Genomic DNA, 23,910 nt, shown 5'->3' on the forward strand with positions numbered 1-23,910 from the left:
CCTCAACCTGTGCGCGGCACCGTAGCCCGGAGCTGTCGTCGGCCGCCGTCAAGCGCCTCCGGAACTGTGCGGGGTCCCGGCAGCGCGGCAGCCGACCGAGGAGCGGCCGCGCGCGGTCAGGGCAGTTTGCGCGAGTGGCCTCTCCTTGGTGCTCCTCCATTGTGGACTAGACCAATCTGGGTTGTCCAGGAGCGGCCCGGCATTGGTCTGGACAACCCGTGGGACCGGGTCCGGGCCGGCCGGGGGAGCTACCCTCGCCCTGTGCCCTCGTTGAACGAACTCGTCCGCCGCCACACCACCCTCACCGGTGCCGATGTGGAGTGGCTCCACATGCTGGTCTCGGAGTGGCAGCTGCTCTCCGACCTCTCCTTCGCCGACCTGGTGCTGTGGATCCCCACCTGGGACGGCGTCCGGTACGTCTCGGTGGCGCAGATGCGCCCCAACACCGGCCCCACCTCCTACCAGGACGACATGGTCGGCCACCTGGTCCCGCGCGGGCGCCGCCCGCTGCTGGACGCCGCCTTCGACGAGGGGCGGATCGTCCGCGAGGGCGACCCGGAGTGGCGCGAGGAGGTGCCGGTGCGGGTCGAGTCGATCCCGGTGCGGCGCGAGGGCCGGGTGCTCGGGGTGATCGCCCGCAACACCAACCTGCTGACCGTGCGCACCCCGAGCCGGCTGGAGCTCACCTACCTGCAGAGCGCCTCCGACCTGGCCCAGATGATCGCGGCCGGCACCTTCCCGTACGCCGGCGAGCAGGTCGTCGACATGGACGCGGCCCCCCGGGTCGGCGACGGCCTGATCCGGCTGGACGCCGACGGCATCGTCACCTACGCCAGCCCCAACGCGCTCTCCGCCTATCACCGGCTCGGCCTGACCACGGATCTGGTGGGTGGTCACCTGGGGCGCACGACAGCCGAGTTGGCGCCCCCGTCGCGCGGCGCGGTGCACGAGGCGCTGGTGAAGCTGGCCAGCGGCTGGGCGCCGCGGCAGGCCGAGGTGGAGGCCCAGGGCGGCGTGGTGACGCTGCGCGCGATCCCGCTCAAGCCCAAGGGCGTGCACACCGGTTCGCTGGTGCTGGCCCGGGACGTCACCGAACTGCGCCGCCGCGACCGGGAGCTGATGACCAAGGACGCCACCATCCGGGAGATCCACCACCGGGTGAAGAACAACCTGCAGACGGTCGCCGCGCTGCTGCGCCTGCAGTCCCGCCGGATGGGCGACGACTCGGCCCGTGCCGCGCTGGACGAGGCGGTGCGCCGGGTCGGTTCGATCGCGATCGTGCACGAGACGCTCTCCCAGACGCTGGACGAGCAGGTGGCCTTCGACGAGATCGCCGACCGGGTGCTGGCGATGGTGATGGAGCTGTCCCAGGACGGCCAGGTGACCACCCGGCGCAGCGGCAGCTTCGGCATCCTCTCCGCCGAGGTGGCCACCCCGCTGGCGATGGTCCTCACCGAACTGCTGCAGAACGCGCTGGAACACGCTTTCGGGTCCAAGGCGGCCGGCAACCTCGCGGTCAGCGCGCTGCGCGGGCGCGCGCCGGCCACCGGCATGGGCTGGTCGGACAGTTGGACCGGGGGAGCGAAGCCGGAGGAGTACCTGCTGATCACCGTGCAGGACGACGGGCGCGGGATGCCCGAGGAGTTCGACCCGCAGCAGGACGGCAATCTCGGGCTGCAGATCGTCCGGACCCTGGCCACCGGCGAGTTGGGCGGCACCTTCGACATGGTGGCGGCGCCCGGCGGCGGCACCAAGGTGGTGCTGGAGATCCCGGTGCGCTGAGCGCGCGCCGTCCGCCCGGCGCACCGCGCGCCGGGCGGACGGGTGGGCAGGTCCGGACGAGCGGCAGGCAAAGAAACGAGGCCCTGCCGACCGGGGGGGAGGGTCGACAGGGCCTCTCAACCCGTTCCGGCCGTCGGGGGGAGTCGGCCGGAACGGGGGCTCTGTGGTGCGCGACACCCTGCGGTGCGCGTCGGTCACTACCAGGTCGCCCGCCCCGTCATATTGCGTACGGTGAGCGTCCCAGGTCCACGATATTGCTCTGTGTGAACAGTATCAAGTGTCCGGACCGAGCGGGGGCAAGGTGTCGAGGTCGCCGCGCCGATCGGTTTCCCGAGCGCGACGGCTCCTGCGGAAGGCTTCGACGGAGTGGCGGTCGAAGCCTGTGATCATGTGTTGATCGGCAATGCTTCTGTTCGGCAAAGCGGTTGATCAGTCGTGCGTCAGCTGCCGTGCGTCGGCTGAGCGGAGCGCGAAGCGCTCGCTCAGGCAGTGCGGGCGCGGTTGCGGGCGGCGCGACGCTTCATCGCACGACGCTCGTCCTCGCTCATGCCGCCCCAGACGCCGGCGTCCTGGCCGGTCTCCAGAGCCCACTGCAGACACTGCTCCATGACGGGACAGCGGCGGCACACGGCCTTGGCTTCCTCGATCTGCAGCAGAGCAGGACCGGTGTTCCCGATCGGGAAGAACAGCTCCGGGTCCTCTTCGCGGCAGACAGCGCGGTGGCGCCAGTCCATGGTCGTCCAACTCCTCCTGCCGGCAGGCGGTGGCCCGGCCGACACTATCGATGGCTTGTGAATGTGAACGCTTTCACGAATCCCACAACGGCAAAAGGGACCTAAGGCCTTCGCGGCCCGGCAGTCTGTGCAGAAGGGGGGTTCGGGCGCATCCTGAGGTACTGCTCAGCAGGTACTACTCACCTTGAGGACTCCCAGCGGCCGTAGGCGCCAGGGGATGTTCAAGGGGGCCGCCTCGCTTGTCTCGCTGCGACGCGTCCCGATCGCCATGTAGAGGTTCGCAAACCTCGGGCTCGGATACAACCCCCTTCGAGGAGGAATTTTTGATTCTTCGGTGTCGCCTACCTCACAGGCGGTACTTCTATGGGGTGAAGGGGGCTAGCGCGTTCGAGAAGAAGGGCGAGACCCCCTTCTGGTCACACAATCACACGCAGTGCCCGTCGTACGCCTGTGAAACTGACTCGACTCCTCTCCCCAAGGTGGTCCCCGTCGACCTGAAATGGGGCCGGTTCCTCTGAAACCAAGGTGAAGTGTCTGACGTCGTGATAGGAGACAACGTGCTTCCCGACCGGTCCCGTCTCCTTGCCGGATTGCTCCGAAGGAGTGTGCGGTCGCAGAATCTGACGGACCGTACGAGCGGTTCCGAACGCTGTCATTCGAGTGATCCCGAAGACATCAAGGTCGGTTTCGAAGGAAGCGGAAGGCGAGGGCAGCACCGGGCGATTGCCGAGAAATGTCCACGGCGAGGTGTTCGACACTATGGTCATCGCCAGTCCGGGTTGCGGTGCGCGGCCCGGAAGTTCCAAAGTCACCGGCCCGTTCTTACGGTGATGACGCTCGGTGACGTAGTGCCGGAGTGCTTCGCGGACATACAGCGCGTGCGTGGACTTGCGCCCCGATCTGCGCTGCTCCTCCACCCGGCCGACCACCCCCGCGTCGAAGCCGAGGCCGGCGGTGAAGGTGAACCAGCGGTCCGGCAGCCCCTCGGTCATCGCCTTGCCGAGTGAGATCGCCCGCTCCCGGTGGTGCTCCAGGGCGTCCAGCAGCTGCCCGGTGGCCTCCACCGGGTGGTTGGGCAGGCCGAGCGCGCGGGCGAAGACGTTGGTGCTGCCACCGGGCACCACGGCCAGCCGCGGCACCCGTTCGCCGGGGCCGTGCGCGAGCAGTCCGTTGACCACCTCGTTGACGGTGCCGTCGCCGCCGAGCGCGACCACCAGGTCCACCGCGCCGTCCGTCATCGCCTCGCGGGCCAGGTCACGGGCGTGGCCGCGGTAGCCGGTGACCGCGACGTCGAGCTTGAGATCGCTGCGCAGCGCGTGGGTGAGCACGTCCCTGGTCCGGCCACTTGTGGTGGTGGCCTTCGGGTTCACGACCAGGAGCGCGCGCATGAGGTTCAGCCTACGGCTCAGCGCCGGAGTGGCGGCGGCTACCCTGCTGGAGTGACCGCAGAAACCTCCTCCGCCGCCCCCGCCGACAGCTCCGCGCCGGCCCGCCCGGGCACCCTGCTCGCCGCCGTCGCGTTGACCGCCGCCGAGGGCGCCGCGCTGACCGCCTGGGGCGGCTACATGATCGTGGCCGGCCTGCTGGAGACCACCAGGAACCAGGCACTGGTGGAGTACGGCGGCGTGGTGATCCTGCTGCTCGGGCTGCTGCCGCTGGTCGCCTCCGGGGCGCTGCTGCGGCTGCGCCGCTGGGGCCGCAGCCCCGCGGTGCTGACCCACTCCACCTGCCTGCCGGTGGCGTACTACATGTTCCAGAGCGACGGCATGATGCCGGCCATCGGCGCGCTGGTCCTCGTGGTCGGCCTGGCCGGCCTGGTGACCACGCTCAACCCGCGGGTCACCGCGCTGCTCTACCAGACCGACCAGGACGACAACTGACCCTGCGTCACTCCTCGACCAGCAGCTTGTCCCGCAGCTGGGCCAGAGTGCGGGCAAGCAGCCGCGAGACGTGCATCTGCGAGATGCCGACCTCGGCGGCGATCTGGGACTGCGTCATGTTGCGGAAGAACCGGAGCACCAGGATCTTCTGCTCGCGCTGCGGGAGTTGGGCCAGCAGCGGCTTCAGCGACTCGCGGTACTCCACCCCCTCCAGCGCCTCGTCGGTGGCGCCCAGGGTGTCCGCCACGGCCGGCGACTCGTCGTCGCTGTCCGGGACGTCCAGCGAGAGGGTGGAGTAGGCGTTGGCCGACTCCAGGCCCTCCAGCACGTCCTCCTCGGAGATCCCGAGGTGCTCGGCGAGCTCGTGCACCGTGGGGGAGCGGCCGTGCCGCTGGGAGAGCTCGCTGGTCGCGGTGGTCAGCGAGAGCCGCAGCTCCTGCAGCCGGCGCGGTACCCGCACCGCCCAGCCCTTGTCGCGGAAGTGCCGCTTGATCTCGCCCACGATGGTCGGGGTGGCGTAGGTGGAGAACTCCACCCCGCGCTCGTGGTCGAACCGGTCCACCGACTTGATCAGGCCGATGGTGGCCACCTGGGTCAGGTCGTCCAGCGGCTCGCCGCGGTTGCGGAACCGCCTGGCCAGGTGTTCGACCAGCGGGATGTGCATCCGGACCAGCTGGTTGCGCAGTTCCACCCGCTCGGCGGAGCCCTCGGGGAGCTCGGCCAGGCGCACGAAGAGCGCGCGCGCCGCCTCGCGGTCCGGGGCGGCCGTGCGGTGCTGGCCGGACCCCTGGACGGGCAGTGCGGCCTTGACCACCTCGACCAGGGCCTCCTCGCCCGGATCGCCCTCCTCGGCCGGCGGGCGTGGCTCGGCCGTCGGCTCCGGCGTCGGGTCGGTCGGCTGGCTCATCCGCTGGGCGTCCTTCGGGTGCGCGTCGTAGGGAGAGGCGGGCGCGGGCACGGTACGGCGCCGGGCCGCTCCACCACCGGTGGTCCGGCCGCCGGCGGACACCTCGTCCGCGGGTCGGCCGTCCACGGGCAGCGGCCCGACGGCAGAGTTGCGATCCAGATCACTCACGGCGATCCCCCGTTCCGTTCCGGGAGCGCCCGGGCCGCCGGCGCGGCCGGGCCATCACATTGGTTGTACCGCGATCGGGCCCCGGAGCGGGAACGCCACCGCCCCGGGAGGGATCGTGGCGGTGCCCCACCGGTGCCCTGCGCGGGTCAGGCCGGGTGGCCGGATCACGGCTGGATGATCGTCCCGCCGCGCTTCTTGTGCAGGCTGATGCTGACCGTGCGGTCCTCGGCCACCGAGGACTCCACCTCGCCGGCCAGTGCGGAGAGCACCGTCCAGGCGAAGGTGTCGCGCTCGGGCGCCCGGCCGTCGGTGGTCGGGGCCGAGACGGTGACCCGCAGCGCGTCGCCGACCAGCCGGAACTCGCAGGACAGCACCGAGCCCGGCACCGCCTGCTGGAGCAGGATGGCGCAGGCCTCGTCCACCGCGATCCGTAGATCCTCGATCTCGTCCAGGGTGAAGTCCAGCCGGGCCGCGAGCCCGGCCGTGGCCGTCCGCAGGACCGAGAGGTAGGCGCCCTGGGCGGGCAGTCGGACCTCCACGAAATCCTTGGCGGCCGTTTCGTCCCGGGACTCGGCATCGCCGTCGATCTGGGACACCCTCACCTCCTGGGTGACGTGCTGTGCTGGTGACCCGAGGGCCGCGGCACGTTCTGTTGCTTGGCTCAACTGCTTCGCCCCAACTGTCTTGAGGGGTGGTGCGGTACGTCCCGGTCCTACCCATGCGGGCGGCGCCGGACGCGGGCCGTCCGCCGAGACGTTACCGCGATCGGCCGATGGATGTCGCGACCTGTGACCGGATTCGCCGCAGGTCGTCAGTGCTTTCCCAGCTCCCGCAGCGGTTCGCCGGTCAGCCGGTGCACCGTCCACTCCTCCATCGGCTCGGCGCCGAGCGACTTGTAGAAGCCGATCGCGGGCTCGTTCCAGTCCAGCACCGACCACTCGAAGCGCCCGTAGCCGCGCTCCGCGGCGATCCGGGCCAGCTCGGTGAGCAGCGCCTTGCCGTGGCCGCCGCCGCGCGCTTCGGGGCGCACGTAGAGGTCCTCCAGGTAGATCCCGTGCGTGCCGGTCCAGGTGGAGAAGTTGCGGAACCAGAGCGCGAAGCCGACGGTCCGCGCCGTCTCGTCGTCCTCGGCGATCAGGGCGAAGACCGCCGGGTGCGCCCCGAACAGCGCCTCGTGCAGCTGCTCCTCGGTGGCCTTGGCCTGGTCCAGGGCCTTTTCGTAGTCCGCGAGTTCGCGGATCAGTTCGATGATGGTCGGGACGTCCTCGGCGACAGCGCTTCTGATCATGCCTTCGAGGGTACTTGGGCCCGGTCATGACTGATGCCCCTCACTCGAAAGAGTGCGGGGCATCGGCGTCAGGTTGACCCGGGGTGGGATCAGGCCTGCTTGGTCTCCCAGAAGATCTTGTCGATCTGGGCGATGTAGTCCAGCAGGGTCTGACCGGTGGCCGGGTCGGTCGAGGCCTTGGCGGCCGAGGCGGCCTTCAGGGCGTCGTTGAAGAGCTTGTGCAGCTCGGGGTACTTCTCGAAGTGCGGGGCCTTGAAGTAGTCGCTCCACAGCACCGACAGGTGGTGCTTGACGGCCTCGGCGCGCTGCTCCTTGATGATGATGGCGCGCGCGCGGAAGTGGGCGTCCTCGTTGGCCTGGTACTTCTCCTGAGTACCCTTCACCGACTCGGCCTCGATGCGGGCCTGAGCGGGGTCGTAGACACCGCAGGGCAGGTCGCAGTGGGCGTGAGCGGTGACCCGCGGCGCAAACAGACGAGAGAGCATGGGAGTCCTTCCTTAGATCGTCTTCCCGGGCCTGAGACTACCCCGCGGCCCCCCGGATCTCTCGGTCGGGACGGGGGCCTAGGGCAAAAGGTTGAGTCGGAACCGGTCGATATCGGGCACACGTTGTCGATGCGGGATGCTGGTCCCGAGGATGGGAGCCGGCGGGCGCGACAAGGAGGTACGGCGATGCGGCGACAGGGCACTGACGCGGGCCCAGAACCTGTGGAGCGTACGGGGGGCGGGGTGCTGCCGTTGGGGCTGATGGACGTGGCCGGGCCGTCAATGGTCCCCACGCTCTACCACGGCGACCGGCTGCTGGTCCGGTACGGCGCCCGGATCCGGCCGGGCGCCGTGGTGCTGGTCCGTCACCCGCTGCGCCAGGACCTGCTGGTGGTCAAACGGGCCGCCGAACGGCGTACCAAGGGCTGGTGGTTGCTCTCCGACAACCAGTTCGTGGAGAACGACAGCCGGGAGTACGGCCCGGTACCTGACGATCTGGTCCTCGGCCGGGTGCTGCTGCGGCTCTCCCCGAACCCGGTCTGGCTGGCCCCGGCCGGCTGGCTGGAGCGGCTGCTCTGCACCCGGCCGCTGGGCCGCTGGCCGGGTCTGGCGGCCCGGTTCGGGGTGTTCCGGCGGCTCAGCCCAGAGCTGTAGCGGCGGCTGCCTCGGCGGCCGCCGCGGCCTCCTGCCGCTTGCGCGCCCGGTAGGCCGCGACATTGGCCCGGGTCGCGCAGCGGTCCGAGCAGTAGCGGCGCGAGCGGTTGGTGGAGGTGTCCAGGTAGGCGTTGCGGCACGGCGCGGCCTGGCAGATGCCGAGCCGGTCCGCGCCCAGCTCGGTCAGGTGGATCGCCAGGCCCATGCAGGCCACCGCTGTGAACGCGGCGGTGGCGCTGGCCGCGTTGTCGGCCAGGTGCAGGTGCCAGCGCGGCCGGCCGCTCTCGTCCAGGTAGTCGTGGCCCGAGACCAGCGGGCTGACCGGGTATTCGACCATCAGTTCGTTCAGCAGGTCGACACCGCGGGTCTCGTCACCGGCCGCGGCGGCCTCGAAGACCGCGCGCAGCCGGCCGCGCACCGCCCGCAGCCGGGGCAGGTCGGCCGTCTCGGTCAGCTGCGCACCGCGCGAGGACGGGCTGGCGAACAGCGCGCGCACCGCGTCCACGCTGACCAGCGCGTCGGTGCCGCGCTCCGGCTCCTCGCTGTTGACCAGCCGGACGGCGTAGTCGGCGTACAGGGCGAGCTCCACCGGGAATTCCTCCGCACTGCGTAATGGGTGGTCTGCTAGAAGCCTATTACCTTTTGCCGGGAACCTGAACGTCCGAGCGGGTCAGGGCGCCGACCCGACCGGGATCGGCGCCCTGACCTGTCACAACGCGGCTGCCGAAGCGCTACAGCACCTTGGAGAGGAAGGCCTTGGTGCGCTCGTGCCGGGGGTTGGCGAGCACCTCGCGCGGGTGGCCCGACTCGATCACCACCCCGCCGTCCATGAAGACCAGCGCGTCGCCCACCTCGCGGGCGAAGCCCATCTCGTGGGTGACCACGATCATCGTCATGCCCTCCTCGGCCAGGCCGCGCATCACGTCCAGCACCTCGCCGACCAGCTCCGGGTCGAGCGCCGAGGTGGGCTCGTCGAAGAGCATCAGCTTGGGCTCCATCGCCAGCGCCCGGGCGATCGCCACCCGCTGCTGCTGGCCGCCGGAGAGCTGGGAGGGGTAGTTGGCCGCCTTGTCGGCCAGCCCCACCCGCTCCAGCAGCGCGCGGGCCCGCTCCCGCGCCGCCGCCTTGGACTCGCCCTTGACCTGCACCGGCGCCTCGGTGACGTTCTCCAGCGCGGTCATGTGCGGGAACAGGTTGAAGTGCTGGAAGACCATGCCGATGTCACGCCGCTTGAGGGCCACCTCGCGGTCCTTCAGCTCGTAGAGCCGGTCGCCCTTCTGCCGGTAGCCGACCAGCTCGCCGTCGACCCAGAGCCGGCCGGCGTTGATCTTCTCCAGGTGGTTGATGCACCGCAGGAAGGTCGACTTGCCCGAGCCGGACGGGCCGACCAGCACGAACACCTCGCCCTGCCGGACCTGGAGATCGATGCCCCTGAGCACGTGCACCGTGCCGAAGGACTTGTACACCGTCTCGGCCCGGACCATCGCACTGCCGGGCCCGACCGGTGCCATCGGCGAACCGCTCACGGCCGGATCGCTCACAGGTGTCCGCCTCCCTCGAGGCCGGGGACCACGTCCGCGTCGGCCGTCGGTGTCCGCCGGCCGCGGAAGAGCCCGCGCAGCCGCTGCAGCGGGGTCGGCGGCAGGACCCGGTTGGCGCCGCGCGCGTAGTGCCGCTCGATGTAGTACTGGATGATCGTCAGGATCGAGGTCAGGAAGAGGTACCAGATGCTCGCCACGATCAGCAGCGGGATGGTCTGGAAGGTGCGCGAGTAGATGTCGTGCGCGGCGCCCAGCAGTTCCACCAGCGAGATCGTGTAGGCCAGCGAGGTCGTCTTCAGCATCGAGATGGTCTCGTTGCCGGTCGGCGGGATGATCACCCGCATCGCCTGCGGCAGGATGATCCGCCGCATCGTCCGCACCTGGCTCATCCCGAGCGCGTGCGCGGCCTCGGTCTGGCCCACCGGGACGGACTGGATGCCGCCGCGGACGATCTCCGCCATGTAGGCCGCCTCGTTCAGGCCCAGGCCCAGCAGGGCGGCGGTGAAGACCGGGATCAGGGTGTTGGTGGACCCGGACCAGAACTCGGTGCCGAACGGGATGCCGATCGACAGATCCGGCCAGAGCGACCCCATGAACTCCCAGAACAGCAGCTGGACCAGCACCGGAGTGCCGCGGAACACCCAGATGTAGCACCAGGCGGTGGCGGACAGCAGCGGGTTGTGGGAGAGCCGCATGACGGCCAGGACGACCCCGCCCACCACACCCATGAGCATCGCGAGCGCGGTCAGCTCGAGGGTGGTGACCAGGCCGTTCATGATCGTCTGGTGGAACAGGTACTGGCCCACCACGTGCCACTGGAAGGCCTTGTTGAAGAGCAGGGCGTGGATCAGCATCGCCGCGAGGACGGCGACGACGACGGCTCCCGCCCAGCGGCCGGGGTGCCGGACCGGCACGGCCTTGATGGCCGGCGGCCGGGCCCGGGTCACCGACTCCTGGTCGGATGGGTTCACTGTGGCCCCAAGGAGTAGTTGGCGTCGGTCAGCTGCTGGCGCCGTTGATGACGGACTGGTTGACGGCGCCGGACTGGACGCCCCACTTGGTCAGGATCTGCTGGTAGACGCCGTTCGCGATCAGCGACTCGACCGCGCCCTGGACCGCCTTGGTGAGCGGCGAGTTCTTGGCGACCACGATCCCGTAGGGGGCGGTGTCCGCGGTGGCGCCGATCTTCTCCACCTGGCCGCCGGTCTGCTGGACCGCGTAGTCGACCACCGGAGAGTCGGCCAGCATGACCTGGTCACGCCCGGCGATCAGCGCCAGGGTGACGTCCGTCTGCAGGTCGAACAGGTCGCCGCCGTTGGGGATGCCCGGCTTGCCGGCCTGCTTGCAGGCGGGGTCGATGACGTCGGTGATCTCGTCGACCTGGGTGGTGCCGGTCTGCACCGCGATCTTCTTGCCGCACAGGTCGTTCGGGTCGATCTTGTCGGGGTTGCCCGCCTTCACCGCCGTGCTGGTGCCGGCCGAGAAGTAGGTGACCATGTCGACCGTGGCCTCGCGCTCCTTGGTGTCGGTGAACGAACTCATGCCCAGCTGGTACTTGTTCGCCGTGATGCCGGGGATGATCGAGGTGAAGTCGGCGTTCTGCACGTCGGCGGTCAGCCCCAGCGTCTGCGCGATGGCCCTGGCCAGGTCGACGTCCATCCCGACGATGTCGCCCTTGGGGTCCTTGAACTCGTTGGGCGCGTAGGACGCGTCCGTCGCGACCACCAGCTGTCCGCTCGACCGGATGTCGGCCGGCACCTGGGCCGCGAGCGAGGGGACCGCGCTCGGCGTGGCGATCGGCGGGCCGGTGCTCGGGGCGCCGCCCGTCGTGCTGCTGCCGCAGCCGGCGACGACCAGCGTGCCGGCGACGAGCAGCGGCCCGAGGGTGGCGATGGCGCAACGCCGGGTGCGGGTGCGCACGGAGGTCCTCCCGAGGAGAGGTGACGCGCGAACTGGTGAGCGGGGCACGGGTGACGTCGCGAGCGCGGAACGTGATCGTGCTGCCGCGTTCCTGCCAGGTTCTCACCGGAGGCCGACTCCCGCCCGGCGGTGCGGTGCGTCGGCGTGAGGTCCACCACGGCGACAACCCGGTCTGCCGGACCGGGTACCCGGTGTGTCAGAATCTGCTATCGGGTGACCCCCGATACCGAACAGGGACCACCGGCTCGCGACAGAGCCGGGTTGCAGAGGACCGGAAGTCATGACGCCGACTCCGTATCCGAGGCATCAGCTCCCCCCGAGCGTTCCCCTGTTCAACCCTGCGAGTCCCCCCTGTTCACCCCCCTACGGGGGTGCGCCGAACCGCTATTGCCGGTGAATAGTGCGTGACGAGAGACCTTGGCACAGGTGCGGTGCCTGCTCTCCGTCCTAGGCTCTGCCGGAAAGCACCGCGCAGGTTCATCAAAACCCCTCACCCGAGGCCGCCGTCCGACGTGCCAGTTCGATCGCCGTCGCACCGCGCGCCCTCGCTGATCATGACGAAGAGGTCATCGTGGCAGCGGAGATCATCCACCCCCGTATCCAGGACACCGACGATCCGGTCGACGCCGTGTTCGCGCTTCACCGCGGCGGCAAGATGGAGGTGCGCGCCACCGTTCCGGTGCGCGACGCGGACGACCTGTCGCTGGCCTACACCCCCGGGGTCGCACGGGTCTGCACCGCCATCGCCGAGCAGCCCGAACTGGTCAACGACTACACCTGGAAGGCCAACACCGTCGCGGTGGTCACCGACGGCACCGCGGTGCTCGGTCTCGGTGACATCGGCCCGCAGGCCTCGCTGCCCGTGATGGAGGGCAAGGCCATCCTGTTCAAGCAGTTCGGCGGCGTGGACGCGGTCCCGATCGCGCTGGACTGCACGGACGTGGACGAGATCGTGGAGACCGTCATCCGGCTCGCCCCGTCCTTCGGCGGCGTCAACCTGGAGGACATCTCCGCCCCGCGCTGCTTCGAGATCGAGCGGCGGCTGCAGGACGCGCTGGACATCCCGATCTTCCACGACGACCAGCACGGCACCGCGATCGTCACCACCGCCGCGCTGTGGAACGCCGCCAAGGTGACCGGGCGGGAGATCGGCGCGCTGCGCGCGGTCATCTCCGGCGCCGGCGCGGCCGGGATCGCGATCGCCAAGATGCTGGTGGCGGCCGGGATCGGCGACGTCTCGGTGTGCGACCGGCGCGGCGTGGTGCACCAGGGCCGCGAGGACCTGACCGACGCCAAGGCCGAGATCGCCGCGCAGACCAACAAGGCCGGGCTGACCGGCAGCCTGGCCGACGCGCTGGCCGGGGCGGACGTCTTCATCGGCGTCTCCGGCGGCACGGTGCCGGAGGAGGCGGTGGCGACCATGGCCGAGCACTGCTTCATCTTCGCGATGGCCAACCCGAACCCGGAGATCCACCCCGAGGTCGCGCACAAGTACGCGGCCGTGGTGGCCACCGGGCGCTCCGACTTCCCGAACCAGATCAACAACGTGCTGGCCTTCCCCGGCATCTTCGCCGGCGCGCTCCAGGTGCGGGCCTCGCGGATCACCGAGGGCATGAAGCTGGCCGCCGCCCAGGCGCTGGCCGCCGTGGTGGCCGATGAGCTGACGCCGCAGAAGGTGATCCCCTCGCCGTTCGACGCCCGGGTGGCGCCGGCCGTCACCAAGGCGGTCGCCGAGGCGGCCCGCCGCGAGGGTGTCGCGCGGCGGTAGTCCGTCAGTACGACCGGACCGGGGCCCGGGACACGCGGTGGAGGTCACACCCTCGCGTGGTTCCGGGCCCCGCCGCTTGTTGGCTAGTGTCCGCTCCATGTTCGCCGCCTACGCTGCCCGCATCGACGCTGACGATCCTCTGAGTGCCCTGGAGCTCGGGCAGCTGCCCGAGCCCGAGGCCCGGCCCGGCTGGAGCGTGGTGACCGTCAAGGCCGCCACCCTCAACCACCACGACCTCTGGTCGCTGCGCGGGGTGGGCCTGCCCGCCGAGCGGCTGCCGATGATCCTGGGCTGCGACGCGGCCGGCATCGACGAGCAGGGCAACGAGGTGGTGATCCACTCGGTGATCGGCCAGAGCGGTCACGGGGTCGGGCCGAACGAGCCGCGCTCCATCCTGACCGAGCGCTACCAGGGCACCTTCGCCCAGCGGGTGGCCGTGCCGACCTGGAACCTGCTGCCCAAGCCGGCCGAACTCTCCTTCGCCGAGGCGGCCTGCCTGCCCACGGCCTGGCTGACGGCCTACCGGATGCTCTTCACCAATGCCGGGGTCAAGCCCGGTGACACCGTGCTGGTGCAGGGCGCGGGCGGCGGGGTGGCCACCGCACTGATCGTCCTGGGCAAGGCGGCCGGCCTGCGAGTCTGGGTCACCGGGCGGGACGAGGCCAAGCGGGCCAGGGCCGTGGACCTGGGCGCGGACGCCGCCTTCGAGAGCGGCGCGCGGCTGCCCGAGCGGGTGGACGCGGTGATGGAGACGGTCGGGGCGGCCACCTGGTCGCACTCGGTGAAGTCGCTGCGGCCCGGCGGGACCATCGTGATCTCCGGTGCCACCTCGGGCCCGAGCCCGAAGTCGGCGGAGCTGAACCGGATCTTCTTCCTGGAACTCAAGGTGGTCGGTTCGACCATGGGGACCAAGGAGGAGCTCGCCGGGCTGCTCGCGCTCTGCGCGCACGCCGGGGTGCGCCCGGTGATCGACTCCGTGCTGCCGCTGACCGAGGCGCGCGACGGTTTCGCGCGCCTGGCCAAGGGCGAGGTCTTCGGGAAGATCGTGCTGGAGCCCTGAACGGCGCGCGGCCCGTTGCCCGCGCCGGAGCGCGGACAACGGGCCGAGAGGTGGCGCCGTTGGCGCCGCGTCAGCCGAGCAGGCGGCGCAGCCGTTCGGCGGCGCCGGCCAGCACCGACTGCGCCTCGCCCAGCTGGTCGGCCGTCACCCGGGCGCTGTCCCGGGCGGCGTCGCGGACCTGGTCGCGGAACCGGTCCAGCAGCCGCTCCAGCTCACGGGCCGGGTCGGCGTCCGGCTCGGTGCGGGCCCAGTCGGGCAGGTCGCTCGGGGCCTCCTTGCCGAGGTCGACCTTGGCGGCCGAGCCGGCCCCGGCGTCGCCCCAGCGGGCCGAGTCGGCCAGGCCCGCCAGACCCCGGGTCAGCTCGGAGAGGCCCTCGGCCAGACCGGTCGGCCAGTCGCCCTTGCTGACGTGCTCACGGACCTGCTGCTCGACCTTGCGCTTGATCCGCAGCGCCTCCTGCTGGGCCGCCTGGCGGACCGCCTGGGACTGCTCGCGCGCCTTGCGGGCCTCCTCCTTGGCCTTCTTGGCCTGCTCCCGGGCGGCCTTCTCCTGCTCCTTGGCCTTCTTGGCCTGGGCCTTGAACTCGGAGAACTCCTCCCGGGTGCGCTGCCAGCTCGACTCGGACCCCCACGCTCCGCTCCAGGCGACCCCCGGATCGGCGGCCTTGGGCGCGTTGCGGGCCGCGTCGCGCAGCTCCTCGCGCAGATCCTTGGCGGAGTCCCGGACGTCCTCCCGGATCGCCCCGGCCAGCTGGACGACCGAGTCGCTGATCTCCACCTCGAGCTCCGCCAGGTCGTCCTGGCGCTCGGTCAGCTCCTGGCGGCCCGCCTCGGTGATCCGGTAGACCTTGCGGCCCCCCTCGGTGCTGTGCTCCACGAGCCCCTCCTGCTCCAGCTTGGCCAGTCGCGGGTAGACGGTGCCGGCGGACGGCGCGTACAGCCCGTGGAAGCGCTCCTCCAGCAGGCGGATCACCTCGTAGCCGTGCCGCGGCGACTCGTCGAGCAGCTTCAGCAGGTAGAGCCGCAGCCGGCCGTGCGCGAAGACGCTGCTCATGCCTGCTCACCCTTCGGCGCGTCGTTCGTGTCGGCCGGGCCGTCGGAGCCGACCGCGTCGGCCGGCTCGGCGGTGCCGGCGGCCAGTTCCTTGACCAGGACCACGTCCCCGTCCTCCGGCTCCGGGCGGCGCAGCACCGAGATCGCCCCGGAGACGGTGCTCACCTGGAGCCGGCCGGTGCCGGCCCCGAGCTGGCCGGTGAGCTTCTTCGAGCCCCAGCTGCCGCCGACCGTCAACTCCTCGAAGGCGGTGGCGAACTGGCCGTTGGTGCTGCCCGCGTCGACCGTGGTGTCGGCCGGCTGCGGCAGCCGGACCGCGACGTCCCCGCTGACCGTGGCGATCCGCACGTCGGCCGACCCGGTGCTCGCCAGGTCCAGGGTGACCGCGCCGCCGACGGTGTTGGCCAGCAGCGAGGCGGGGGTGCCGGAGATGACGGTCAGTCCGCCGGAGACGGTCTTGACCACCAGGTCGCCGGAGACCGACTGGGCGTCGATGTCGCCGGAGACCGACTTGGCCTCGATCCGCCCGGCCAGACCCACCAGCGTGGTGCTGCCGGCCACCCCGCCCACCGAGGTGCCGCCGCGCACGCCGGAGACGGTGGCCTCGGCGGAGGCGGTGCCGACCTTGACCGTGGCGTCGGCCGGCACGGTCAGCGAGACCACGGCGCGGGCGTGGCGCTTGCGGAAGAGGGAGTCCAGCAGGCCCTTGACCGAGTCGACCGACTTGAACCGCTCGCGGTCGCCGAAGTCGCTCCAGCTGAGGTCGGGGTAGGTCACGGTCAGCACGCCGTCGGTCAGCGTGACCTGCAGCGGCTCGCCGTCCAGCTCGGTCACCTCGAGCCGGGCCGGGCCCTCGGCGGCGACCACGTTGACCGCGCCGCCGATGATCCGCACCTCCAGCGCCCGCACCGCCTCGTCGAGCGTGATCCGGTCGGGTCCACTGACTGTCCACTGGCTCATCTGCTGGTCCTCCCGTCTGGCAGCCGCCGTCGTACCCTGGAAAGGCGACGATCCGGCTAGTCGCGATGTATCGCGTCTTCCAAGAAACACGATATATCGCGTGGCGGCGAAGTCAAGTAGTTCTCCGCGCCGAGAACGCGGCAGGGCCCGGCAGGCGGTTGCCTGCCGGGCCCTGCCGCGTTGCGCGGTACCGGGTCCTGGTGCGCTCAGTCCTCGTCCTCGTCGTCGTCCAGCCGGGCCAGCCAGGTGGCCAGCCGCTCGACGGGAACCTCGAAGTCGGGGTTGAGGTCCACGAACTCGCGCAGACGCTCGGCCAGCCACTCGAAGCTGACCTCCTCGTCGCCGCGCCGGCTCTCCAGTTCCTCGATGCCGCGGTCGGTGAAGTACACGGTGTGCTCCGGTCGGTCCTCAGGGTCGGTTGTCGAGCCAGGATAGAACGGGGTCAGGAGGTCCCCTGCCAGGTGGTCAGCGACAGCTTGACCTCGCCGGTCTGCGCGTTGGCGCTCTCCACGGCCGCGATCGCGATGGCGTGGCTGGTGCGGTCGCGGATGCAGAGCAGCCGGCCCGCGCTCACGTGGCTGAAGGAGAGGTCGGAGTCCGGCCGGGTGTCGATCGCGGAGTTGCACTGGGCCGGGGTGACCGTCGGATCGGTGATCACGGCGAAGTCGGAGGGGTCGTCGCCGGCCCCGGAGAAGGCGTCGGCCTGGCTGCCGCCGTTTCCGTCGTTCGTCAGGGAGAGCGCCCAGGTGGGGTTGGTGGCCGAGGCGATCAGCTTGCCGCCGACCAGGTCCACCCGGTACGCGTAGCTGGCGTACTCGCTCGGCGGGATGTCCAGCTCGATCTTGCTCACCAGCGGGGTGTAGCCGCCCGCGGCGGCGGTCGCCGAGACACCGCTGACCGGACTGGCCGCGCCGTCGGCTGACGCGGTGTCGGAAGCCGTGCTGCCGGGTGCCGTGGCGCCGGCGCTCGGCGCGTCGCCGGGCGCCGTGCCGCCCGCCGGCGCGGTGGCCGGGGGCTGCTGCTGCGGGGTGCCGGCGGCGCCGCTCTTCGCGACGCTCTTGCCGGACTGGTCGCTGAGCAGCACCCCGGCGAGCGTGCCGCCGAGCGCCATCACCACGGCGACCGCCAGCAGCGCCTTCCAGGAGACCCCCTTGCGGGTGACGGCCGCCTCGGCGGCCGGTACCGGCGTCGGCGGGGCGAAGGCCGCGCCGGGTGCGGGCGGCAGGAGCGGCGTGGTCCGGTCCGGCGGCAGCTGGGTGGTCGGCGCCTGGCCGGGCGGCGGGGGAGCGGCGAAGGAGGGCGCGGTGGCGGGCACGGTGGGGATCGGGGGCAGGCCCGGCTGCGCCGGCTCGGCGGGCGGTGCGGCCGGCCGGGCCTTCGGCAGGTCGGAGCGCCGGGTGATCTCGCCGGCCACCGGCGCCGGGAGCCAGTCGTCGGCGAACCGCAACTGCCCGCCGACCTCGGGGTGGTTGCGGGCGATCTCGATGATCTCGGCCGGCGTCGGCCGCTCCTGGGGCGACTTGGCCAGGCAGCGCAGCAGCAGCTCGCGCAGGTCCTCGGGCACCGCGTCCAGCTCCGGCGGCTCGTGCACCACCCGGTAGAGCACCGCGGTCTCCGGGCCCTCGCCGAACGGCGGCAGGCCGCCGGCCACGTAGGCCGCCAGCGCGCCCAGCGCGAAGACGTCGGTGGCGGGGGTGACCGCGGCGCCCTGGGCCTGCTCGGGTGCCATGAAGGCGGGCGAGCCGATCCGGAAGCCCGTCCCGGTCAGCGCGGTGGCGTCGGCGGCGCGGGCGATGCCGAAGTCGATCACCCGCGGGCCGTCGGCGGCGACCAGCACGTTGGCGGGCTTGAGGTCGCGGTGCACCACACCGACGCTGTGGATCGCCTGCAGCGCCTCGGCGATGCCGCCGAGCAGCAGCAGCACGGTGCGCACCGGCAGCGCGCCGTACTCGCGCACCACCTGCTGCAGCGAGGGCCCCGGCACGTACGCGGTGACCAGCCAGGGCGCGTCGGCGTGGGTGCCGGCGTCGATCACCTGGGCGGTGTACAGGCCGTGGATCCGCTGCGCGTTGGTCACCTCCTGGGCGAACCGGCGGCGGAACTCGGCGTCCTCGGCGAACTCGGGGCGGACCACCTTGAGCGCCACCGGACGGCCGCCCGGCGTGAATGAGAGGTAGACCCGGCCCATGCCGCCGGCCCCGAGCCGCGCGGAGAGCGGGTAGCCGGCCACCTGCACCGGATCGTCCGGGTGGAGCGGCTGGAAGGCGGGCGGCGGCGGTGCGGCGGCGTTTTGATCATCGGCAGGCATGGCGCCGAGGTTATCGACGGACCGTCAGCAGTGCCGTGCCGGGACCGGTTTGGTTACCCAGCCGAGATCTGCCGAGATCTGCCGAGATCTGCCGGGATCCGCCGGGCTCGGCCGGACGCCGGAAGGGCCCGGTCCGCATCCGGACCGGGCCCTTCCAGGCTTGCTGCTGAGCCGACGTCAGAGGCTGAAGATCTCCTCGATCAGCGCCTGCTGCTCGGCGGCGTGCCGCTTGGCCGAGCCCACGGCCGGGGCCGAGGAGGCGGTGCGGGCCACCCGGCGCAGGCGGCCGCCGCTGGCCTTGCGACCGATCACCACGTCCAGGTGGTCGACCAGGTTCATCGCGATGAACGGCCAGGCGCCCTGGTTGGCCGGCTCCTCCTGGGCCCAGACGAACTGGACGTCCTCGCCGTAGCGGGCCAGCTCCTCCTGGAGCTCGGCGATCGGCAGCGGGTAGAGGCGCTCGACCCGCACGATCGCGGTGTCGGTGACGCCGCGCTCGGTGCGCGCCGCCTCCACGTCGTAGTAGAACTTGCCCGCGGTGATGACCACCTTGCGCACGTTCTGCGGGTCGACCGTGCTGTCGCCGATCACCGGGCGGAACGAACCGGAGGTGAACTCCTCCGCCGAACTGGCCGCCGCCTTCAGTCGCAGCATCGACTTCGGGGTGAAGACGACCAGCGGCTTGTGGTGCGGGTTGTGCACCTGCCAGCGCAGCAGGTGGAAGTAGTTCGACGGCGAGGTCGGCATCGCGACCGTCATGTTGTTCTGCGCGCACAGCTGCAGGAAGCGCTCGGGACGCGCGGACGAGTGGTCCGGCCCCTGGCCCTCGTAGCCGTGCGGCAGCAGCAGGGTGACGCCGGAGTGCTGCGCCCACTTCTGCTCGGCCGAGGCGATGTACTCGTCGACCACGGTCTGCGCGCCGTTGACGAAGTCGCCGAACTGCGCCTCCCACATGACCAGCGCGTTCGGGCGGGTCAGCGAGTAGCCGTACTCGAAGCCCATCGCCGCGTACTCCGACAGCAGGCTGTCGTAGACGGTGTAGCGGGCCTGGTCCTCGGTCAGGTAGAGCAGCGGGGTGTAGTCCTCGCCGGTGACCCGGTCGATCAGCACCGCGTGGCGCTGGCCGAAGGTACCGCGGCGGCTGTCCTGGCCGGCCAGGCGGACCGGGTGGCCCTCCATCAGCAGCGAGCCGATGGCGAGGGTCTCGCCGGTGGCCCAGTCGATGGTGCCGTCCTCGATCGAGCCGGCGCGGCGCTGCAGCTGCGGCAGCAGACGCGGGTGGACGGTCAGCCACTCCGGCAGGTTGACCTGCGAGGCGGCGATCCGCTTCACCATCTCCTGGGAGATGCCGGTCTGGATGTTCACCGGGAAGTCGGCCACCGGCCGGCCGCTGGGGGCGCCGACCTGCGCCGAGGCCGCGTCGCGGACCTCCGCGAAGACCTTCTCCAGCTGGCCCTGGAAGTCCTGGAGCGCGGACTCCGCCTCTTCCATGGTGATGTCGCCGCGACCGATCAGACCCTCGGTGTAGAGCTTGCGCACCGAGCGCTTCTTGTCGATCAGGTCGTACATCAGCGGCTGGGTGAACGACGGGTTGTCGGCCTCGTTGTGACCGCGGCGGCGGTAGCAGATGAGGTCGATCACGACGTCCTTGTGGAACGCCTGGCGGAACTCGAAGGCCAGGCGCGCGACGCGGACCACGGCCTCCGGGTCGTCGCCGTTCACGTGGAAGATCGGGGCCTCGATCATCCGGGCCACGTCGGTGCAGTACATCGAGGAGCGGCTGGAGGCCGGGGCGGCGGTGAAGCCGACCTGGTTGTTCACCACGATGTGCACGGTGCCGCCGGTGCGGTAGCCGCGCAGCTGCGACATGTTCAGGGTCTCCGCGACCACGCCCTGGCCCGCGAAGGCCGCGTCGCCGTGGATCTGGATCGGCAGCACCGGGAAGGTGGTGCCGCCCTGGTCCAGGATGTCCTGCTTGGCGCGGGCGATGCCCTCGACGATCGGGTCGACCGTCTCCAGGTGCGAGGGGTTGGCGGCCAGCGAGACCTTGATCGTCTCGCCGTCCAGGCCGGTGAAGGTGCCCTCGGAGCCCAGGTGGTACTTGACGTCGCCGGAGCCGTGCATCGACTTCGGGTCGAGGTTGCCCTCGAACTCGCCGAAGATCTTGCCGTACGGCTTGCCGACGATGTTGGCCAGCACGTTCAGCCGGCCGCGGTGGGCCATGCCGATGACGGCCTCGTCCAGGCGGTGCTCGGCGGCGGAGTCGATGGTCGCGTCCAGCAGCGGGATCAGCGACTCACCGCCCTCCAGCGAGAAGCGCTTCTGGCCGACGTACTTGGTCTGCAGGAAGGTCTCGAAGGCCTCCGCCGCGTTCAGCCGGCGCAGGATGCGCAGCTGCTCCTCGCGCTCCGGCTTGGTGTACGGCTTCTCCAGGTGCTCCTGCAGCCACTTGCGCTGCTTGGGGTCCTGGATGTGCATGTACTCGACACCGACGGTGCGGCAGTACGTGTTGCGCAGCAGCCCGAGGACATCGCGCAGCTTCATCATCTTCTGGCCGCCGAAGCCGCCGACGGCGAACTCGCGCTCCAGGTCCCAGAGGGTCAGGCCGTGCTCGACCACGTCCAGGTCCGGGTGCTTGCGCTGCTTGTACTCCAGCGGGTCGGTGTCGGCCATCAGGTGGCCGCGGACCCGGTAGGAGTGGATCAGCTCCATGACGCGAGCGGTCTTGTTGACGTCGTCCTCGTGCGTGGTGGCGACGTCGGTGGCCCAGCGGACCGGCTCGTACGGGATCCGCAGCGACTCGAAGACCTCGTCGTAGAACCCGTGCTCGCCCAGCAGCAGCTGGTGGATCGAGCGCAGGAACTCGCCGGACGCCGCGCCCTGGATGACCCGGTGGTCGTAGGTCGAGGTGAGCGTCATGATCTTGGAGACGCCGAGCCGGGCCAGGGTGTCCGGGTTGGAGCCCTGGAACTCGGCCGGGTACTCCATCGCACCGACACCGAGGATGGTGCCCTGACCCTGCATCAGGCGCGGGACCGAGTGCACGGTGCCGATGCCGCCGGGGTTGGTCAGCGAGACCGTGACACCGGTGAAGTCATCCATCGTCAGCTTGTTGGCGCGGGCCCGGCGGACGATGTCCTCGTAGGCCTGCCAGAAACCGAAGAAGTCGAGCGTCTCGGCCTTCTTGATGGCCGCGACGACCAGTTGGCGGTCGCCGTTGGGCTTCACCAGGTCGATGGCCAGACCGAGGTTGATGTGGTCCGGCTTCACCAGGAAGGACTTGCCGTCCTTCGCGGCGTAGCTGTGGTTCATGCCCGGGGTCGCCTTCAGGGCCTGCACCAGCGCGTAGCCGATCAGGTGGGTGAAGGAGACCTTGCCGCCACGGGCGCGCTGCAGGTGGTTGTTGATGACGATGCGGTTGTCGATCAACAGCTTGGCCGGCACCGCGCGCACGCTGGTGGCGGTCGGCACCTCCAGCGAGGCGTCCATGTTGGTGGCCACGGCCTTGGCCGGGCCGCGCAGCGGGACGAGCTCGGGCCCGGTGCTCTCGGCCGCGGGTGCGGCGGTCACGGGCGCGGCGGCGGCCTTGGGGGCCGGCGGCGCGGCCGGGGCGGCTGCCAGCGGCGCGGCGGCGGCAGGCGCGACCACGGGGGCCGGGGCTGCCACGGCGGCGGCGGGGGCAGGCGCCACCGCAGCGGCGGTCGCAGCAGGGGCAGGGGCAGCAACGATGGTCGGCGCGGGGCCGGCCGGGGTCGCGGCCTGGGTCACTGGGGTCACCTCGGTACCGGGCTTGTAGTCGGCGAAAAAGTCCCACCAGGCTCGGTCGACCGAGTTGGGGTCCTGGAGGTACTGCTGGTAGATCTCGTCGACGAGCCACTCATTGGGGCCGAAGCCAGTGGTGCTTGCCGAGCTGGGGGTTTCAGGGTGTGGCGACACGGCGGCAACCGCCCTCTTCCGCTTCCTTTTGGGATGTTTGGACAGCGGGGATTAAGGCTACGCCCCTGACCAAGCATCGCGCAGTCCCCTGGGGGTCGGCGTCGTCCAGATCACAGTGCTGTCGGCCACATTGGCCGAAAAAAGACGTTAGAGAGCCGCCAAAAGAGGGAAGCGGATCGCTGCGATTACCCGCCCGAACGACTCCAAATCGGGCAAAATGTCCACAGATCGACCAGTTATGACCGATCCGAGGCTGTCGACTACCAGATTGTCCCAATTCTGTGACAAAGCTGGCCGACCTGGACGGGATGTGGCGCTCGCGTGTGCGCGGCCGGGCTCGGGGTGTGACCGTCCGCACACCCCGCGGCTCACAGCCGGGGGTGCGGCACCACGGCGGCGCTGCCCGGCAGCGCGACCTGGATCAGGCAGCCGCCGGAGGCGTCGGCGACCTCGATCCGCCCGCCGTGCAGATCCACCGCCCAGCGGGCGATGGCCAGCCCCAGGCCGGTGCCGCCGTCGCTGCCGGGGCCCTGGGCGGTCGGGGTGCCCGCGCGGCTGAACCGGTCGAACACCCGGGTGCGGTCCTGTGCCGGTATCCCGGGGCCCTGGTCCTCCACCTCCAGCAGCAGGGCCAGCGGCGCCTCCCCGGTCCGGGCCCGCACCGTCACGGTGCCGCCGGCCGGCGAGTGCTTGCAGGCGTTGTCCACCAGGTTGGCCACCACCTGGTGCAGGCGCTCCGGGTCGGCCAGCGCGGTCAGGCCCTGCGGCTGCACGTCCAGCCGCAGCCGTACGTCGTCGCGCCGGCTCCAGGCACCGCCGGCCGTGGCGCCGTCCACCGTCAGGCCGCGCAGCACGCCGGCCAGGAACGGGGCCACCTCGAACTCGCGGGCGTCCAACGGCACCACGCCGTCGTCCAGTTTGGAGAGGTCCAGCAGGTGCGAGACGAGCCGGCCGAGACGCTCGGTCTGCTCCAGTGCGGCGCCCAGGGTGGCCTGCTCGGGCGGCACCACGCCGTCCACCATGTTCTCCAGCACGGCGCGCAGCGCGGCGATCGGCGTGCGCAGCTCGTGCGAGACGTTGGCCACCAGCTCCCGGCGGTGCCGGTCGGCGGCCTCCAGGTCGGCGGCCATCTTGTTGAAGGTCGTCGCCAGCTCGCCGATCTCGTCGCGGGACCCGGTGGTCACCCGGCGGCTGTAGTCCCCGCCGGCCATCGCACGGGCCGCCGCGGTCATCTCGCGCAGCGGGGCGGTCAGGGTGTGCGCCAGCAACTGCATGAAGAGGAGTGAGGCGATCATCGAGAAGGCCATGATCACCCGGATCTGGGTCTCCGAGCGGATCGCGATCACCACCAGTCCGGTGGCGACCACCACCGAGACGATGACCAGCAGGGCGAGTTTGCCCTTGATCGAGCGCACCGGGTCGAGCGGCCGGATGTCCAGCCAGATCCGCGCGGCCATGCGCCCGGG

General features: G+C 71.1%; 21 protein-coding genes. 5 read left to right on the forward strand and 16 right to left on the reverse strand.

The annotated features are described in order from the left end of the window. Nucleotides 1–261: 261 nt before the first annotated feature. On the forward strand, nucleotides 262–1,782 hold the full coding sequence (locus OG403_RS23540; RefSeq protein ID WP_329567533.1) for a sensor histidine kinase: 1,521 nt from the start codon (nucleotides 262–264) through the stop codon (nucleotides 1,780–1,782). Between the two features lie 482 nt (nucleotides 1,783–2,264). Here the strand turns inward: OG403_RS23540 and OG403_RS23545 are convergent, their stop codons facing one another. Then, nucleotides 2,265–2,516: a WhiB family transcriptional regulator gene (locus OG403_RS23545; RefSeq protein WP_014138019.1), complete on the reverse strand. Its 252-nt coding sequence runs from the start codon at nucleotides 2,514–2,516 to the stop codon at nucleotides 2,265–2,267. Nucleotides 2,517–2,932: 416 nt separating this feature from the next. Further along, complete coding sequence (locus tag OG403_RS23550) at nucleotides 2,933–3,904, reverse strand: diacylglycerol/lipid kinase family protein (protein WP_329567535.1); 972 nt, start codon at nucleotides 3,902–3,904, stop codon at nucleotides 2,933–2,935. A gap of 51 nt (nucleotides 3,905–3,955) precedes the next feature. Here OG403_RS23550 and OG403_RS23555 point away from each other — a divergent pair, with 51 nt between their 5' ends. Further along, nucleotides 3,956–4,396, forward strand: a complete 441-nt coding sequence (locus OG403_RS23555) for a hypothetical protein (protein ID WP_329567537.1) — start codon at nucleotides 3,956–3,958, stop codon at nucleotides 4,394–4,396. A 7-nt stretch (nucleotides 4,397–4,403) separates the two neighbouring features. Here the strand turns inward: OG403_RS23555 and OG403_RS23560 are convergent, their stop codons facing one another. From OG403_RS23560 to sodN, 4 genes are all read right to left on the reverse strand, one after another. Further along, the gene (locus OG403_RS23560) at nucleotides 4,404–5,471 is read right to left on the reverse strand and encodes a SigB/SigF/SigG family RNA polymerase sigma factor (protein WP_329567539.1); all 1,068 of its coding nucleotides are present in this window, start codon (nucleotides 5,469–5,471) and stop codon (nucleotides 4,404–4,406) included. A 164-nt stretch (nucleotides 5,472–5,635) separates the two neighbouring features. After that, complete coding sequence (locus OG403_RS23565; protein ID WP_329567541.1) at nucleotides 5,636–6,067, reverse strand: anti-sigma regulatory factor; 432 nt, start codon at nucleotides 6,065–6,067, stop codon at nucleotides 5,636–5,638. Nucleotides 6,068–6,282: 215 nt separating this feature from the next. Continuing rightward, nucleotides 6,283–6,759 carry a GNAT family N-acetyltransferase gene (locus OG403_RS23570; RefSeq protein ID WP_329567544.1) on the reverse strand — a complete coding sequence of 159 codons (477 nt, stop codon included), beginning with the start codon at nucleotides 6,757–6,759 and terminating at the stop codon, nucleotides 6,283–6,285. 89 nt (nucleotides 6,760–6,848) lie between these two features. Beyond that, nucleotides 6,849–7,244: a superoxide dismutase, Ni gene (gene sodN / locus OG403_RS23575; protein WP_329567546.1), complete on the reverse strand. Its 396-nt coding sequence runs from the start codon at nucleotides 7,242–7,244 to the stop codon at nucleotides 6,849–6,851. A gap of 261 nt (nucleotides 7,245–7,505) precedes the next feature. Here sodN and sodX point away from each other — a divergent pair, with 261 nt between their 5' ends. Next, complete coding sequence (gene sodX / locus OG403_RS23580) at nucleotides 7,506–7,898, forward strand: nickel-type superoxide dismutase maturation protease (RefSeq protein WP_329572491.1); 393 nt, start codon at nucleotides 7,506–7,508, stop codon at nucleotides 7,896–7,898. On the opposite strand, the gene OG403_RS23585 is transcribed toward sodX, so the two are convergent. From OG403_RS23585 to OG403_RS23600, 4 genes are all read right to left on the reverse strand, one after another. Then, nucleotides 7,882–8,487, reverse strand: coding sequence for a CGNR zinc finger domain-containing protein (locus tag OG403_RS23585; protein ID WP_329567548.1), 606 nt, complete (start codon nucleotides 8,485–8,487; stop codon nucleotides 7,882–7,884). The two genes, sodX and OG403_RS23585, sit on opposite strands and share 17 nt — an antisense overlap. 142 nt (nucleotides 8,488–8,629) lie before the next feature. Continuing rightward, nucleotides 8,630–9,409 (reverse strand): amino acid ABC transporter ATP-binding protein, encoded by a 780-nt coding sequence (locus OG403_RS23590; protein WP_329572493.1) that lies wholly within the window; start codon nucleotides 9,407–9,409, stop codon nucleotides 8,630–8,632. Nucleotides 9,410–9,435: 26 nt separating this feature from the next. After that, a complete protein-coding gene (locus OG403_RS23595) occupies nucleotides 9,436–10,410 on the reverse strand; it encodes an amino acid ABC transporter permease (protein WP_329567550.1) in 975 nt (324 codons plus the stop codon). Between the two features lie 28 nt (nucleotides 10,411–10,438). Then, nucleotides 10,439–11,359 (reverse strand): ABC transporter substrate-binding protein, encoded by a 921-nt coding sequence (locus OG403_RS23600; RefSeq protein WP_329567552.1) that lies wholly within the window; start codon nucleotides 11,357–11,359, stop codon nucleotides 10,439–10,441. 571 nt (nucleotides 11,360–11,930) lie between these two features. On the opposite strand from OG403_RS23600, the gene OG403_RS23605 reads away from it, so the two are divergent. Both OG403_RS23605 and OG403_RS23610 read left to right on the forward strand, forming a co-directional pair. Next, the gene (locus tag OG403_RS23605) at nucleotides 11,931–13,127 is read left to right on the forward strand and encodes an NAD(P)-dependent malic enzyme (RefSeq protein WP_329567554.1); all 1,197 of its coding nucleotides are present in this window, start codon (nucleotides 11,931–11,933) and stop codon (nucleotides 13,125–13,127) included. A gap of 97 nt (nucleotides 13,128–13,224) precedes the next feature. Then, entirely contained in the window at nucleotides 13,225–14,187 is a 963-nt protein-coding gene (locus tag OG403_RS23610; RefSeq protein ID WP_329567556.1) for a zinc-binding dehydrogenase, read from the forward strand. Between the two features lie 70 nt (nucleotides 14,188–14,257). Here the strand turns inward: OG403_RS23610 and OG403_RS23615 are convergent, their stop codons facing one another. From OG403_RS23615 to OG403_RS23640, 6 genes are all read right to left on the reverse strand, one after another. Continuing rightward, on the reverse strand, nucleotides 14,258–15,241 hold the full coding sequence (locus tag OG403_RS23615; protein ID WP_329567558.1) for a helix-turn-helix transcriptional regulator: 984 nt from the start codon (nucleotides 15,239–15,241) through the stop codon (nucleotides 14,258–14,260). Then, on the reverse strand, nucleotides 15,238–16,200 hold the full coding sequence (locus tag OG403_RS23620) for a DUF4097 family beta strand repeat-containing protein (protein WP_329567560.1): 963 nt from the start codon (nucleotides 16,198–16,200) through the stop codon (nucleotides 15,238–15,240). Before OG403_RS23620 ends, OG403_RS23615 begins: the two co-directional genes overlap by 4 nt. 206 nt (nucleotides 16,201–16,406) lie before the next feature. After that, nucleotides 16,407–16,589, reverse strand: coding sequence for a DUF6104 family protein (locus OG403_RS23625; protein ID WP_329567563.1), 183 nt, complete (start codon nucleotides 16,587–16,589; stop codon nucleotides 16,407–16,409). 53 nt (nucleotides 16,590–16,642) lie between these two features. Then, nucleotides 16,643–18,508, reverse strand: coding sequence for a serine/threonine-protein kinase (locus tag OG403_RS23630; protein ID WP_329567565.1), 1,866 nt, complete (start codon nucleotides 18,506–18,508; stop codon nucleotides 16,643–16,645). 177 nt (nucleotides 18,509–18,685) lie between these two features. Continuing rightward, nucleotides 18,686–22,444, reverse strand: coding sequence for a multifunctional oxoglutarate decarboxylase/oxoglutarate dehydrogenase thiamine pyrophosphate-binding subunit/dihydrolipoyllysine-residue succinyltransferase subunit (locus tag OG403_RS23635; protein ID WP_329567567.1), 3,759 nt, complete (start codon nucleotides 22,442–22,444; stop codon nucleotides 18,686–18,688). A 368-nt stretch (nucleotides 22,445–22,812) separates the two neighbouring features. Continuing rightward, nucleotides 22,813–23,901 (reverse strand): HAMP domain-containing sensor histidine kinase, encoded by a 1,089-nt coding sequence (locus OG403_RS23640; RefSeq protein ID WP_329567569.1) that lies wholly within the window; start codon nucleotides 23,899–23,901, stop codon nucleotides 22,813–22,815. Nucleotides 23,902–23,910 lie beyond the last annotated feature (9 nt).

Origin of the sequence: Kitasatospora sp. NBC_01266, from assembly GCF_036242395.1 — a bacterium.
Taxonomy (GTDB): Bacteria; Actinomycetota; Actinomycetes; order Streptomycetales; family Streptomycetaceae; genus Kitasatospora.